General features: G+C 64.3%; 12 protein-coding genes. 5 read left to right on the forward strand and 7 right to left on the reverse strand.

Annotated features, from left to right (window positions below):
* Window positions 1-122: 122 nt before the first annotated feature.
* From ppa to hemC, 5 genes are all read right to left on the reverse strand, one after another.
* Window positions 123-665 carry an inorganic diphosphatase gene (gene ppa, locus ACE3TQ_RS23135; RefSeq protein ID WP_374585435.1) on the reverse strand — a complete coding sequence of 181 codons (543 nt, stop codon included), beginning with the start codon at window positions 663-665 and terminating at the stop codon, window positions 123-125.
* 324 nt (window positions 666-989) lie between these two features.
* A complete protein-coding gene (locus ACE3TQ_RS23140) occupies window positions 990-2,186 on the reverse strand; it encodes a heme biosynthesis protein HemY (protein WP_374585437.1) in 1,197 nt (398 codons plus the stop codon).
* Window positions 2,186-3,355 (reverse strand): uroporphyrinogen-III C-methyltransferase, encoded by a 1,170-nt coding sequence (locus ACE3TQ_RS23145; protein WP_374585439.1) that lies wholly within the window; start codon window positions 3,353-3,355, stop codon window positions 2,186-2,188. Before ACE3TQ_RS23145 ends, ACE3TQ_RS23140 begins: the two co-directional genes overlap by 1 nt.
* On the reverse strand, window positions 3,352-4,116 hold the full coding sequence (locus ACE3TQ_RS23150; RefSeq protein WP_374585441.1) for a uroporphyrinogen-III synthase: 765 nt from the start codon (window positions 4,114-4,116) through the stop codon (window positions 3,352-3,354). Before ACE3TQ_RS23150 ends, ACE3TQ_RS23145 begins: the two co-directional genes overlap by 4 nt.
* An 86-nt stretch (window positions 4,117-4,202) precedes the next feature.
* Window positions 4,203-5,186, reverse strand: a complete 984-nt coding sequence (gene hemC / locus ACE3TQ_RS23155) for a hydroxymethylbilane synthase (RefSeq protein ID WP_374585442.1) — start codon at window positions 5,184-5,186, stop codon at window positions 4,203-4,205.
* 166 nt (window positions 5,187-5,352) lie between these two features.
* On the opposite strand from hemC, the gene ppc reads away from it, so the two are divergent.
* Both ppc and ACE3TQ_RS23165 read left to right on the forward strand, forming a co-directional pair.
* Entirely contained in the window at window positions 5,353-8,172 is a 2,820-nt protein-coding gene (gene ppc / locus ACE3TQ_RS23160; protein ID WP_374585444.1) for a phosphoenolpyruvate carboxylase, read from the forward strand.
* Window positions 8,173-8,230: 58 nt separating this feature from the next.
* Complete coding sequence (locus ACE3TQ_RS23165; protein ID WP_374585446.1) at window positions 8,231-8,857, forward strand: head GIN domain-containing protein; 627 nt, start codon at window positions 8,231-8,233, stop codon at window positions 8,855-8,857.
* Here ACE3TQ_RS23165 and ACE3TQ_RS23170 read toward each other — a convergent pair.
* Complete coding sequence (locus ACE3TQ_RS23170) at window positions 8,841-9,515, reverse strand: GNAT family N-acetyltransferase (RefSeq protein WP_374585448.1); 675 nt, start codon at window positions 9,513-9,515, stop codon at window positions 8,841-8,843. The two genes, ACE3TQ_RS23165 and ACE3TQ_RS23170, sit on opposite strands and share 17 nt — an antisense overlap.
* A gap of 10 nt (window positions 9,516-9,525) precedes the next feature.
* Between ACE3TQ_RS23170 and ACE3TQ_RS23175 the strand changes: the two genes are divergently transcribed.
* The 3 genes from ACE3TQ_RS23175 (at window position 9,526) to ACE3TQ_RS23185 (ending at window position 12,662) form a co-directional block, all read left to right on the forward strand.
* Complete coding sequence (locus ACE3TQ_RS23175) at window positions 9,526-9,867, forward strand: zinc ribbon domain-containing protein YjdM (RefSeq protein ID WP_374585450.1); 342 nt, start codon at window positions 9,526-9,528, stop codon at window positions 9,865-9,867.
* 67 nt (window positions 9,868-9,934) lie between these two features.
* On the forward strand, window positions 9,935-11,041 hold the full coding sequence (locus ACE3TQ_RS23180; RefSeq protein ID WP_374585452.1) for an HAF repeat-containing protein: 1,107 nt from the start codon (window positions 9,935-9,937) through the stop codon (window positions 11,039-11,041).
* 88 nt (window positions 11,042-11,129) lie between these two features.
* Window positions 11,130-12,662 (forward strand): S10 family peptidase, encoded by a 1,533-nt coding sequence (locus tag ACE3TQ_RS23185; RefSeq protein ID WP_374585454.1) that lies wholly within the window; start codon window positions 11,130-11,132, stop codon window positions 12,660-12,662.
* A gap of 75 nt (window positions 12,663-12,737) precedes the next feature.
* Here the strand turns inward: ACE3TQ_RS23185 and ACE3TQ_RS23190 are convergent.
* Window positions 12,738-13,312: sigma-70 family RNA polymerase sigma factor (locus tag ACE3TQ_RS23190; RefSeq protein WP_374585456.1), on the reverse strand; the 575-nt coding region annotated here is incomplete at its 5' end.

Here is a 13,312-nt window from a genome sequence, read left to right on the forward strand (position 1 = left end):
CCTGCATACGATTACGCGCCGACTATATAACAGAGGGAACCGCTGCGGCGCCAGCCAGCGCGGGCGTAAAAAAAGCGCGCAGCCTTGCGGTGCGCGCTTTCGCGGATGAGCAGCAGCTGGGCTTAAACGCCGGCGTCCTGCTTCTTGGCCTGCTCCACGCCGTGCAGGATTTCCTTCTTGGCTTCTTCCGGGCCGTACCAGCCTTCGACCTTCACCCACTTGCCTGGCTCCAGGTCTTTGTAGTGCTCGAAGAAGTGCTGGATCTGCTGCAGGCGCAGGTCCTGCAGGTCTTCCGGCTTCTGCCAGTGCTTGTAGATCGGCAGGATCTTGTCGACCGGTACCGCCAGCACTTTCGCGTCTTCGCCCGATTCGTCGGTCATCTTCAGCACGCCGATAGCGCGGCAACGCACTACCACGCCTGGGATCAGCGGGAACGGGGTGATGACCAGCACGTCAACCGGGTCGCCGTCGTTGGACAGGGTGTTCGGAATGTAGCCGTAGTTGCATGGGTAGTGCATGGCAGTGCCCATGAAGCGGTCGACGAAGATGGCGCCGGATTCTTTGTCCACTTCGTACTTGATCGGATCCGCGTTCATCGGGATCTCGATAATGACGTTGAAATCGTTCGGCAGGTCTTTACCGGCCGGTACTTTGTTCAGGCTCATGTTTTTCCTCGGTTAATGCATTTTTGATCAGTCTAACCTTGCAATTATAACGTGATCCAGCTCAAGCCGGCAGCGGCGTAGCGGCCTAAAATTGCAGTTCCCACCGGAGGAATTGCCGTAAGCCCAAAGGATCACGAAAAAACAACTGAACAAGAGCCGGACTACGAACAGTGGTCCCTGGAACTGCGACCAGGCCGGGTGCCCGGCACAAGGGAATTGGTCATCAGCGGGATTCGATATCTCGCGATCTACAAAACAAGAGGCGCAGGTCGAATAACGATCCTGCGCCTCCTTCACAGTTCCCAGCGCTGGCCGCGCATCCGGTTACAGGATAGTCGCTAAGGCGCACTGGCGATAGTGGTTCGCCGCTTCGTCGGGCTGGGTCAGGGCTTCGTGCAACTGGGCCAGCTTGAGGTGGGATTCGCGCACCATGCGCGGCTCGGAGGCGTCCGACAGGGCCTGCTCCAGGTAGCGCTGGGCCTTGCCCCACAGCTTCTGCTTCAGGCACAGGGAACCCAGGGTCAGCGCCAGTTCGGCGTCGTTCGGGCGCTCGCGCACCCAGCCTTCGCAGTGTTCGATCTGCACCAGCAGAGCCGAGGAGCCGGCCGGGGCGGCGGCGTCGCGGTAGGCGCGCACCACGCGGTCGTCCCAGTTGGCGGCCAGCGCTTCCTCGCATACCACGCGCGCTTCGTCATGCAGGCCGCGCGCGTTCAGGGCGGTGGCGGCGCGGCAGGCCACGAATGGCTTGATGCGGTCGGCGGTCGGGATGGTGGACCACACGCGCTGCAGCGATTCGGCGTCGTGCGAGCTGTCGGACAGCAGGTCGTCGTAAGCCAGTTCGCGCAGGCGTGCCGACAGCGCCGGGTGCAGGGCCTTGTGCTTGTCCAGCAGGCGCACCAGACGCAGCACTTCCGGCCAGTTCTTGGCCTGCTGCTCGGCCTTGAGCGACCATTGCAGGGCGTGGATGTGGCGCGTGCCGCTGGCGTTCAGTTCGCGCACAGCTTCCAGTGCCGCTTCCGGCTGGTGGTCGTCGACCAGCAGTTCGGTCACGGTCATCAGGCGCGCGGTTTTCATGCTGTTGTCGCTGGCGATGCGCGCCAGCCACTGGTCGCGGCGTGCCTGCTGGCGCATGCGGTGCGCGGCGCGGGCGCCGATCAGGGCGGCGACGCCGGCGTTCTCCGGCAGCTCGGCGGCGCGCAGGGCGGCTTTTTCAGCATGGCCGAAACGGCCTTCGAACAGGGCTTTCAGGGCGTCGCGCAGGCCTTTATTGCCGTCGCGTTCGCGCTTGTGCTGGCGGTAGGCGGCAACCTTGCGCGGCATATCGACGGTGGCGTTGAAGGCGCGCACCAGGAAATACACCACCATGAAGGCCGCAACCAGCAGCACCATGAAGAAGTTGAGCGACAGGTCGACCCGGTACGGCGGGTAGAACAGCACCACATTGCCGGGGTTGAAACGTGCCGTCACGGCGATACCGATGGCCGCAGCCATCATCACAACGAGCCAGATGAAGAGACGCATTATGGCTTCGCCTTGTAGTTACGTACCGCGTTCAGGCTGTCGGCCAGCGTCGGCATTTCGATCGACAGGTTGCTGCCCTGCAGCTGGCGCAGCAGCTGCTGCGCGGTCTGGGTCTGGCGCGTTTTGGTATCGAAGTACTTGGCCAGCGACTCCTGCGCGGCCAGCAGGTCGGCGCGGAAGGCGGCTTCATTGCGCGACAACAGGGCCATACGGGCGTTCAGCAGGCGCAATTTCAGGTTCTCGCGCAGGAAATACGCTTCTTCCGGCGCCATCATGATGGCGTCCGGATTGTCGACGCGGCGTACCCGGATCAGGGTCGAGATTTCAGCCCACATCTCGCTCGTCCAGTCCTGCCATACGCCTTTGGCGCGGCTGCCCCAGCCCTCTTCCTCCTCCACCACAGGGGTCGAGGCGGCGTCCTTGCCTTTGGCTTTCGCTGCCGCATGCGCCTTGCGCGCTGGCGGCGCCGGCGGGGTTGGCTTGGCGTCGGACATCATCGGCAGGCCGTCGACCTGGGCGATCACGTTATCCAGGCGTACCGCCAGGCCGACCGAGTCCACGTTCGGCAGGGCTTTCAGGCGCTCGATATCCTTGGCGATGGCGCGGCGGATGGTGATGAACTGCGGCTTGTCGGAGCGCGACAGGCTGCGGTCGGCATTCTGCAGCGCGATCAGCGCGCCCGGCACGTTGCCGGCCAGTTGCAGCTGCTGGCTGGCGGTGGACAGCACTTGCTCGATCTCGGCCAGCGCCCATTCGTCGCGGTTCTTCGACATATCCTGGTACAGCTGCTCCAGCGCCATCTGCTGCGCCTGGGCTTCCTGCTGGCGGTTTTCCAGCACGCCGATCTTGAGCTGGATCTCGCGCGTGGTCTCCTGCACGCTCTTGGCCAGCTGGCTGGTCTGGCCGTTCAGCGAGTCGCCCTGCTGCAGGCGGCGCGCCATTTCCTCGCGCAGGCGGAACACCTGGTTCTTGGAATAGAAGGCTTGCGCGGCCAGCAGGATGCCGAGCACCACCACCGCAATCGTCAGCGGCTGGCGCAAGGCGTCGCGCTCCGCGGCCGGCGGGTTCGCTGGCGTTGCGGGAGCGGCTGGAGGGGTCTCGACGGCCGGCGCGGCTTGCTGGTTTGGCGGGACGTCTTTGTTGTCAGTTTGATTAGGCAAATCGTTCATGGACGTGATTGTAACGCGGCGAGCACCCGTTCGTCGCCTGAACCTGTCAGGGTCACATTCTGGCAGCCCAAACCGCGTGCCGTGTCGGCGATGCGCGAATGGGGCACGATCAGGTGCTGATGTTGCAATGATGCAACGATTTTCACACTATTTAATTGTTCAAGCAAGCCTGCCAGGCCGCGCAGCGCTTCCGAACTGGTGATGATCCAGTCGGCATCGGCGGCGACGAGGGCCTGCAGGCGTGCGGCCAAGGCCGGCGTCAGCGCCGGCACGGCGCGGCGGTAGGCCGGCAGCACGGTGACGTCGGCGCCGGCGGCGCGGAACGAGTCGGCCATCAGCTCGCGCCCGGATTCGCCGCGCACGATCAGTACCCTGGCGCCGCGCAGGGCGGCCAGGTCGAGCGCCTGCAGCAGGTGTTCGGTGTCGCTGTGCGCCGGGTCGGCCGGGCTGGCGATCTGGCTGGCGGGGACGCCTTTGGCCAGCAGCGCCTGGCGGCTGCCCTCGCCCACCACGGCGGCGCGCAGGCCTTGCGGCCACTTTTCGATGTGGGCGAAAGCGGCTTCGATGGCGTTGGGCGAGACGAAGGCGGCCAGGTCGTAGCTGGCCAGCTGCGCCAGCGCCGTGCGCAGCGGCGCCTGGTCCGGCAACGGGCTGATTTCCAGCAGCGGCAGCACCTCCACCTCGCGGCCGAGCGCGCGGATGCGGCCGGCCAGAGGCTCGGCCTGCGCGATCGGACGGGTGAGGATGACTGGGCGTGGCATGGAAACCCGGTAAATCCGGGTCAGACCCAAGGGTCAGACCCTTGGGTCTGACCCTGGTTTACCGGGGTAAAAAAGTTGGCCAGCATTCAAGCCGACGGCGCCGCATTCGGATTCATGCCGTCGGCCTGCTCGGCCGCGCAAACGGCGAGAATCGCCTCCGCATCCTGCGCCCGCAGCTGCTCCGCCACCGCCGCCCCCAGCGCCTCGGCATCGGCCGCCGCGCCATTGATCTCAGCGCGGGCCACACGGCTGCCGTCCGGCGTCGCCACCATCGCACGCAGGTGCATCCGGTCGCCGTCCACGGTCGCAAAAGCAGCCAGCGGGACCTGGCAGGAGCCGCCGAATACTTTGGACACCTTGCGTTCCGCCGCCACCGCCTGCGCGGTCGGCAGGTCATTCAGCGGCGCCAGGATCGCCTTCATATCGACGCCGTCGGCACGCTCGGCAATCTCAATCGCCATCGCCCCCTGCCCTGCGGCCGGCAGCGAATCCTCCGGCGCCAGCAGCGATTTGATGCGCTGCGGCAGTCCCAGGCGTTTCAGGCCGGCCGCCGCCAGGATAATGGCCGCGTACTCGCCGCGATCCAGTTTGCCCAGGCGGGTATCCAGGTTGCCGCGCAGCGGCTTGATCACCAGGTGCGGATAGCGCGCCGAGATCAGGGCCTGGCGCCGCAGGCTGCTGGTGCCGACGATGGCGCCCGCCGGCAATTCGGCCAGCGACGCGTAGTCATTCGAGACGAAGGCGTCGCGCGGGTCTTCGCGCTCCAGCACCGCCGCCAGCGCGAAACCCTGCGGCAGCTCCATCGGCACATCCTTCAGCGAATGGACAGCCAGGTCGGCCCGTCCCTCCTCCATCGCCACTTCCAGTTCCTTGACAAAAAGACCCTTGCCACCGACCTTGGACAGCGCCCGATCCAGGATCTGGTCGCCGCGGGTTGTCATGCCCAGGATCTCAATGCTGCACTGCGGATATAATAAAGACAAGCGCGCACGGACATGCTCCGCCTGCCACATGGCGAGGCGGCTTTCGCGCGATGCGATCACCAATTTGGAAGGGAGCTGTTGGGCCATTTCGGGAGTTTTCAAAACCAGTTCTTTCGCTGTTGCTAGCGCCAAACCGGCGTTCACCAGTTTATTGCGCATGATTAGGACCACAAATTCTAGCATGTGCGCCCTCTATGCAGACTGTGGCCACAAGCCTTTTGCACGACCATTCTTATCTTTTGACTGATTAACTATGGCAAATCAAGTAAGTGCAACAGACGAACATCACCAGAGCGCAGATAAAGACGCGCCGTTGAAAGAAGATATCCGCCTGCTGGGCCGCCTGTTGGGCGATGTCCTGCGGGAGCAGGAAGGCGAGGAAGTCTTCGCCGTTGTCGAGACCATCCGCCAGACCGCCGTGCGCTTCCGCCGCGAAGCCGACGCCGGCGCCGCCAAGGAACTGGACGGCATGCTCAAGATCCTGACGCGCGAACAGACCATTACGGTGGTGCGCGCCTTCTCTTATTTCTCCCACCTGGCCAATATTGCGGAAGACCAGCACCACATCCGCCGCCGCCGCGCCCACCTGATCGCCGGCTCGGCACCGCAAAAAGGCAGCATCAGCTATGCGCTCGACAAGCTGAAAGAATCCGGCGTCGAACTCGACACCGTGACCAGCTTCTTTAAAGAAGCCCTGATTTCCCCCGTCCTGACCGCCCACCCGACCGAGGTGCAGCGCAAGTCCATCCTGGACGCGGAACACGACATCGCCCGCCTGCTGGCCCAGCGCGACCTGCCGCTCACGCCGAAGGAGCGCAACGCCAACCTGCACATGCTGCGCGCCCGCATTGCCACCCTGTGGCAGACCCGCATGCTGCGCTACTCCAAGCTGACCGTGGCGGACGAAATCGACAACGCCCTGTCCTACTACCGCATCACCTTCCTGCGCGAGCTGCCGGCGCTGTACGACGATATCGAGTCCGAGATCGCCGAGCATTACGGCGCAGGCCCGGCGCCGATCGACGCCTCCTATGTGCAGATGGGCAGCTGGATCGGCGGCGACCGCGATGGCAACCCGAACGTCAACGCCGGCACCATGCAGCACGCGCTGGAGCGCCAGGCCACCACCATCCTCGACTTCTACCTCGACGAAACCCACGCGCTGGGCGCCGAGCTGTCGGTGTCGACCCTGATGATCGGCTGCTCGCCCGAGCTGCAGGCCCTGTCCGACGCCTCCACCGACACCTCCGACCACCGTTCGGACGAGCCGTACCGGCGCGCCCTGATCGGCATCTACGCGCGCCTGGCCAGTACCGCGCGCGCGCTGGGCGCCACCAACATCCTGCGCAAGGAAGTGGGCCACGCCGAGCCTTACCCGTGCCCGGCCGACTTTTCGGCCGACCTGCAGGTGCTGATCGACTCGCTGGACGCCAACTATGGTGCCGTGCTGGCGCGCCCGCGCCTGACCACCCTGAAGCGCGCCGCCGACATCTTCGGCTTCCACCTCGCTTCGCTGGACATGCGCCAGTCGTCGGACATCCATGAACGCGTGCTGGCCGAACTGTTCGCCAAAGCCGGCGTGCTGGCCGACTACGCCGCGCTCGACGAGGAAGCGAAGGTCAAACTTTTGCTGGCCGAGTTAGCGCAACCACGGCTGCTGTACTCGCCGTATATCGAGTACTCGGACGAGACCACCTCCGAGCTGACCATCCTGCGCACGGCGCGCGAGATCCGCCAGCGCTACGGCCAGCGCGCCATCCGCAACTACATCATCTCGCACACCGAGACCGTGTCCGACCTGCTGGAAGTGTTCGTGCTGCAGCAGGAAACCGGCCTGCTGCGCCAGGGCGCCGGCGGCGAACCGACCTCGGACCTGATGGTGATCCCGCTGTTCGAGACCATCCCCGACCTGCAGCGCGCCGCCGGCATCATGGAAAGCCTGATGGCGGTGCCGCTGGTGAAGCAGCTGATCGCCAAGCAAGGGCAGATCCAGGAAGTCATGCTGGGCTACTCCGACTCCAACAAGGACGGCGGCTTCCTGACCTCCAACTGGGAGCTGTACAAGGCGGAGCTGGGGCTGGTGGACATCTTCGCCAAGGCCGGCGTCAAGCTGCGCCTGTTCCACGGCCGCGGCGGCACCGTCGGCCGCGGCGGCGGCCCGAGCTACGAGGCGATCCTGGCGCAGCCGAAAGGCACCGTCAACGGCCAGCTGCGCCTGACCGAGCAGGGCGAAATCATCGCCTCCAAGTTCTCCAACGCCGAAATCGGCCGCCGCAACCTGGAACTGCTGGTCTCGGCCACGCTGGAAGCGAGCCTGATGCCGCCGCCGGCCGACGCCTGCCACGGCCCGCGCCTGGCCGGCTTCGAGGCCGTGATGGCCGAGATTTCGGAGCTGGCCTACAAGGCCTACCGCAACCTGGTGTACGAAACCCCGGGCTTCACCGACTACTTCTTCGCCGCCACCCCGATTGCGGAGATCGCGGAACTGAACCTCGGCTCGCGCCCGGCCTCGCGCAAATCGACGCGCCGTATTGAAGACTTGCGCGCCATCCCGTGGGGCTTCAGCTGGGGCCAGTGCCGCCTGCTGCTGCCGGGCTGGTACGGCTTTGGCTCCGCCATCGGCGCCTGGATCGCGGCCGGCCAGCGCGACGAGCGCGTGGCCCAGCTGCGCGACATGTTCCAGCACTGGCCGTTCTTCGCCACCCTGCTCTCCAATATGGACATGGTGCTGGCCAAGACCGACCTGGCGATCGCCTCGCGCTACGCCGAGCTGGTGACGGACAAGGAGCTGCGCGAACGCATCTTCAAGCGCATCACCGAGGAGTACCACCACACCCTCGAATGCCTGGAGTCGATCACCGGCCGCAAAGACCGCCTGGCAGGCAACCCGCTGCTGGCGCGTTCGATCACCAACCGCTTCCCTTACCTCGACCCGCTCAACCACCTGCAGGTGGAGCTGATCAAGCGCCGCCGCGCACTGGGGAATGAACAGGACAAGGCGGACCCGCGCGTCAACCGCGGCATCCACCTGTCCATCAACGGCGTCGCCGCCGGCTTGCGCAACACCGGCTGACGCTTTGCTTTGCAGGCCCGGCGCCATGCCGGGCCTTGTACTATTTACAGGAGTTTGTATGTTTCGTTCGATGCTGCTTGCTGCCCTGCTGTTCCCAACCATCGCCCTCGCCGACGAGCAGGCGCGCAAGCTGGATGCCTTCTACGGCATCAATGTAAAAGGCCCGATCAACGTCTACGTCGACGTGGGCAAGGAACAGTCGGTCAAGGTCAGCGGCCGCAAGGAGTACCTGGACAAGGTGAGCACCGTGGTGGAAGGCGGCGTGCTGCGCGTGGTGTACGAGAACACCAAGAAGGGCTCGGTCAACATCAAGGAAAGCGACAAGATCACCGTCACCGTGCCGGCCCTGACCAGCTTCCGCGTGCTGGGCGCCGGCGAATCGCGCGTCACCAATATCAACGGCGAGCGCATTGACATCAGCTTTGAAGGCGCCGGCGCGCTGTACGCCAGCGGCAAGGTCAAGCTGCTGCGCATGAAGGGCCAGGGCGTGGGCCAGGTCGACGCCAAGGACCTGAAAGCCGAACGCGCCGACGTGAATTTCGCCGGCATGGGCGACATCAACCTCTACGCCAGCGACACCCTCAACCTGATCGTCGAAGGCATGGGCAACTTCACCTATTACGGCAACCCCAAGCACGTCAACAAATCGGTGACGGGCCTGGGCAGCGTCAACGCGGGCAAATAAGCCTGGCGTGCGGCAGCTCGCGGGTTGCCGCAAAACCCATCGAACGGTACAGCGCCTGGGCACGGGCGTTGGCCGCCCCCACGTGCAGCATGGGGCGCACGCCCTGCTGCTGCATGCCGTACATGATGTATTCCACCAGCCGCCGCGCATAACCGCGCCCCGTGAATTCGGGATGCGTGCAGACGGCGCTTACCTCGCGCAGGTGGCCCAGGTCCATGCGCTCGCCGCTCAGCGCCACCAGGCGCCCGCCTGCATCGTGGATGCCGGCGTACCTGCCCATGGCGCCGGTGCGCTTGCGGAAGTAGCCGGGGAAGGCGATGTCGGTCAACTCCACCATCGCCGGATCGTCAGCCGCCAGCAGGCGGATTCCCTCGCCGCTGGGCGCCGCCAGCGGATCCCCCTCGTAGACCATCTGCAGCACGCCGGACAAGGGCTGCAGCGACCAGCCCGCCGGCAGTGCCGGCATGGCGCCCAGGAAGTAGTAGCTGCCGTCGGCAATGCCGGCCAGGTCGTCGGCGCTGAGCGCCACACCCTCCTGCGCCACCGCGCAAAACGGCGCCACGTCGGCCGGATAGCGGCGGGCCGCGCCGGCCGCAATGCTAAAATGCTGCTGCGCCGAGTTGAGCGCAGCCCAGATCGGGTTTTCCAATTCCTGCATGTCTCATCCAATGTCTAATTTCCCAGCCTGCCCCAAATGCCAGTCCGAGTATACCTATGAAGACGGCGACAACTACGTTTGCCCTGAATGCGCCTTCGAATGGCCGCAGAATGCCGCCGAAGCTGCCGGCGAATCCGCGCGCGTCTACAAGGACGCCGCCGGCAATATCCTGCAAGATGGCGACACCGTCACCGTGATCAAGGACCTGAAACCGAAAGGCTCCGGCGGCGTGATCAAGCAAGGCACCAAGGTGAAGAATATCCGCCTGGTCGACAGCGACCACGACATCGACTGCAAGATCGACGGCTTCGGCGCCATGAGCCTGAAATCCGAGTTCGTGCGCAAGGTCTGATCCGTATATTTTTTAGCAATATTCATGTAAAGTGGCCCGGTCCAAAACCAGACCGGAGACCAACAGCATGAAACGAATCATCCTGGCGCTGGCAAGCCTGCTCGCCGCAAGCGCAGTGCAGGCAGGCCCCTTCGGCGGCTCGATTTCGGAAACCATCGTCGCCAAGGACATGAACGCCAAAGGCGAATCCGTGTTCGAATCCATCGTCGATATTGGTTACCGGAGCGCCTTCCTGCGCTCAGGCGGCCTGCGCTACGACATCGGCACCTTTGGCGGCCGCGAAAGCATCGCGACCGCCATCAACGACGCAGGCTGGGTCACCGGCGCTGCGCAAACCGCCAGCAACCAGTGGCGCGCCTACCGCTTCCACAAGACTTCCGGCCTGCGCCAGCTCGACACACTGGGCGGCGCAAGCAGCACCGGCACCGCGATCAATGAGCTCGGCCATGTCGTCGGCCATTCCGACACCTATGACGGCCAGTATCACGCTTTCGTCGACACCGGCATCACGATGCTGGACCTGGGTACTTTCGGCGGCAAGAACAGCTACGCCCTCGGTATCAACAAGCACGGCACGGTGGTCGGCGCCGCCGACCACGCCAACGGCTTCCGGCGGGCCTTTATTTACAAGCCAGGCATAGGCAAGATCGAAATCCCTGGTGTGGGTGAGCGCCACAGCATCGCCACCAGCGTCAACGATCACGGCGTGGTGGTCGGAACCATGCAGATGAAGAACCACCTCTGGCACGCCTTCAGCTACGACGGTGTACGCACCGTGGACCTGGGCGCCATGACCGGCAACGGGTCCAGCGTGGCAAACGCCATCAACAATCGCGGCGACATCGTCGGCAACGTACGCTACCCCGGCAAGGACACCCCGCTTACCTTCATCTATAGCGACGGCAAAATGCAGGTGCGCGACACCTACGGCAAACTCGATCTGGCGCGCCGCATCACGGACGACGGCCAGGTGATCGGCGCCAATATGATCCAGTACCAGATGCAGGCCGCCCGCGTAGCGCGCGACAAGGCACGTTCACTGGATCCGATGCCGCTGCAGGACCAGTTGACCTACGCCCTGTATGCCGTGCTGGCGACCTTTGTTCTGTATAAGCTGCGCCAGCACGTGCGCGACGGCATAAAGTTTGGCGTGAAGTTCCTTTCGTTTGCCTGAGGCGTGTAACGTTATGTTTCGCGGCCACCGCAACCGTCTGCGGCCATGGAATACTGAGGCCTCTTAAACCTACAATAAGAGACTCAGAATGAAGAAATTCGCCCTCCCTGCCCTGCTGCTGGCGGCCAGCTGCGCCGTCGCGCAGGACAAGCCTGCGGCAGACGCCAAACCGGCCGCCGAGCGCCCGGCCGACACCAAAGCCTACGACCGCACCCTGAAGGCCGAATCGGCCGTCAGCAAGAACAGCACGGTCACCATCAAAGGCAAGCACGTGCCGTACAAGGTCACCGCCGGCACCCAGCCGGTGTGGGACAAGGACGGAAAAGTGATCGCCTCCCTGTTCTACACCTACTACCAGCGCAGCGACGTCGGCGACAAGTCGCGCCGCCCGCTGGTGCTGTCGTTCAATGGCGGCCCCGGCTCGGCTTCGGTGTGGATGCACATCGCCTATACCGGCCCGAAAATCCTCAACATCGACAGCGAAGGCTACCCGGTCCAGCCCTACGGCGTGAAGGACAACCCGCACTCCATCCTGGACGTGGCCGACATCCTCTACATCGACCCGGTGAATACCGGCTTCTCGCGCGTACTGGACCCGAAAGCCGACCGCGCCACCTTCTTCGGCGTCAACGCCGACATCAAATACCTGGCCGACTGGCTGCAAGCCTTCGTCTCGCGTGAAGGACGCTGGACTTCGCCCAAATACCTGATCGGCGAAAGCTACGGCACCGCGCGCGTCTCCGGCCTGGCGCTGGAACTGCAGAATGCCCACTGGATGTACCTGAACGGCGTGGTGCTGGTCTCCCCCACCGGCCTGGGGCTGAAGCGCGAAGGCCCGGTCGGCCAGGCCCTGTCCCTGCCCTACTACACCGCCGCCGCGTGGTACCAGAAAGCCCTGCCGGCCGACCTGCAGCAGAAAGACCTGAAAGACGTGCTGCCGGAAGCGGAAGCCTTCGCCGTGAATGAACTGATCCCGGCGCTGGCCAACGGCGGCTTCCTCGAGCCGCAGAAACGCAGCGCCGTTGCCGCCAAGGTGGCGCGCTACTCCGGCCTGTCCGAGAAAGTGGTCCTGCAGAACAATTTGAGCGTGCCGGTCGGCACCTACTGGAAGGAACTGCTGCGCGACAAGGGCTACACCATCGGCCGCCTCGACTCGCGCTACCTCGGCATCGACAAGAAGGACGCCGGCGACAAGGTCGACTACAACGCCGAGCTGACCTCCTGGCTGCACTCCTTCACGCCCGCCATCAACTACTACCTGCGCGACGTGCTGGGCTACAAGACCGACCTCACCTACAACATGTTCGGCAACGTCCACCCATGGGACAACAAGGACGACAACACCGGCGAAAACCTGCGCCAGGCCATGGCCGCCAACCCCTACCTGAAGCTGCTGGTGCAAGCCGGCTACTTCGACGGCGCCACCACCTACTTCGACGCCAAGTACACCATGTGGCAGCTCGACCCGAGCGGCCGCATGAAAGACCGCATGCGTTTTGAAGGCTACCGCAGCGGCCACATGATGTACCTGCGCGCCGAAGACCTGGTGAAATCCAACGACGACCTGCGCGACTTCATCCAGAAGTCCCTGCCCGCCGCCGGCACCCCCGCCAAGTACTGACCTAAAAAAAAATGGGGACGTACCCTATTTTCCGCCAAGGCGGAAAATAGGGTACGTCCCCATTTTTTTAGCTTCTTACTTTTCGGTCAGGAAAGTCTTCAGCTTGTCGGAGCGCGATGGCTGGCGCAGCTTGCTCATGGCCTTGGCTTCGATCTGGCGGATACGCTCGCGGGTCACGTCGAACTGCTTGCCCACTTCTTCCAGCGTGTGGTCGTTGGACATCTCGACGCCGTAACGCATGCGCAGCACCTTGGCTTCGCGCGGGGTCAGGGAGTCCAGCACTTCCTTGATCACGTTGCGCATCGAAGCGTGCAGCGCGGCGTCCAGCGGTGCCAGCGTGGTGTTGTCTTCGATGAAGTCGCCCAGCTGGGAATCGCCGTCCTCGCCCATCGGGGTTTCCATGGAAATCGGCTCCTTGGCGATCTTCATGATCTCGCGCACCTTGGATTCCGGCATTTCCATCTTCACCGCCAGGGTTGCCATATCCGGTTCGGAGCCGGTTTCCTGCATGATCTGGCGCGAGATGCGGTTCATCTTGTTGATGGTCTCGATCATGTGCACCGGCACGCGGATGGTACGCGCCATGTCCGCGATGGAGCGGGTGATGGCCTGGCGGATCCACCAGGTGGCGTAGGTCGAGAACTTGTAGC

It is taken from the genome of Pseudoduganella sp., from assembly GCF_041914865.1.
Lineage (GTDB): Bacteria > Pseudomonadota > Gammaproteobacteria > Burkholderiales > Burkholderiaceae_D > Rugamonas.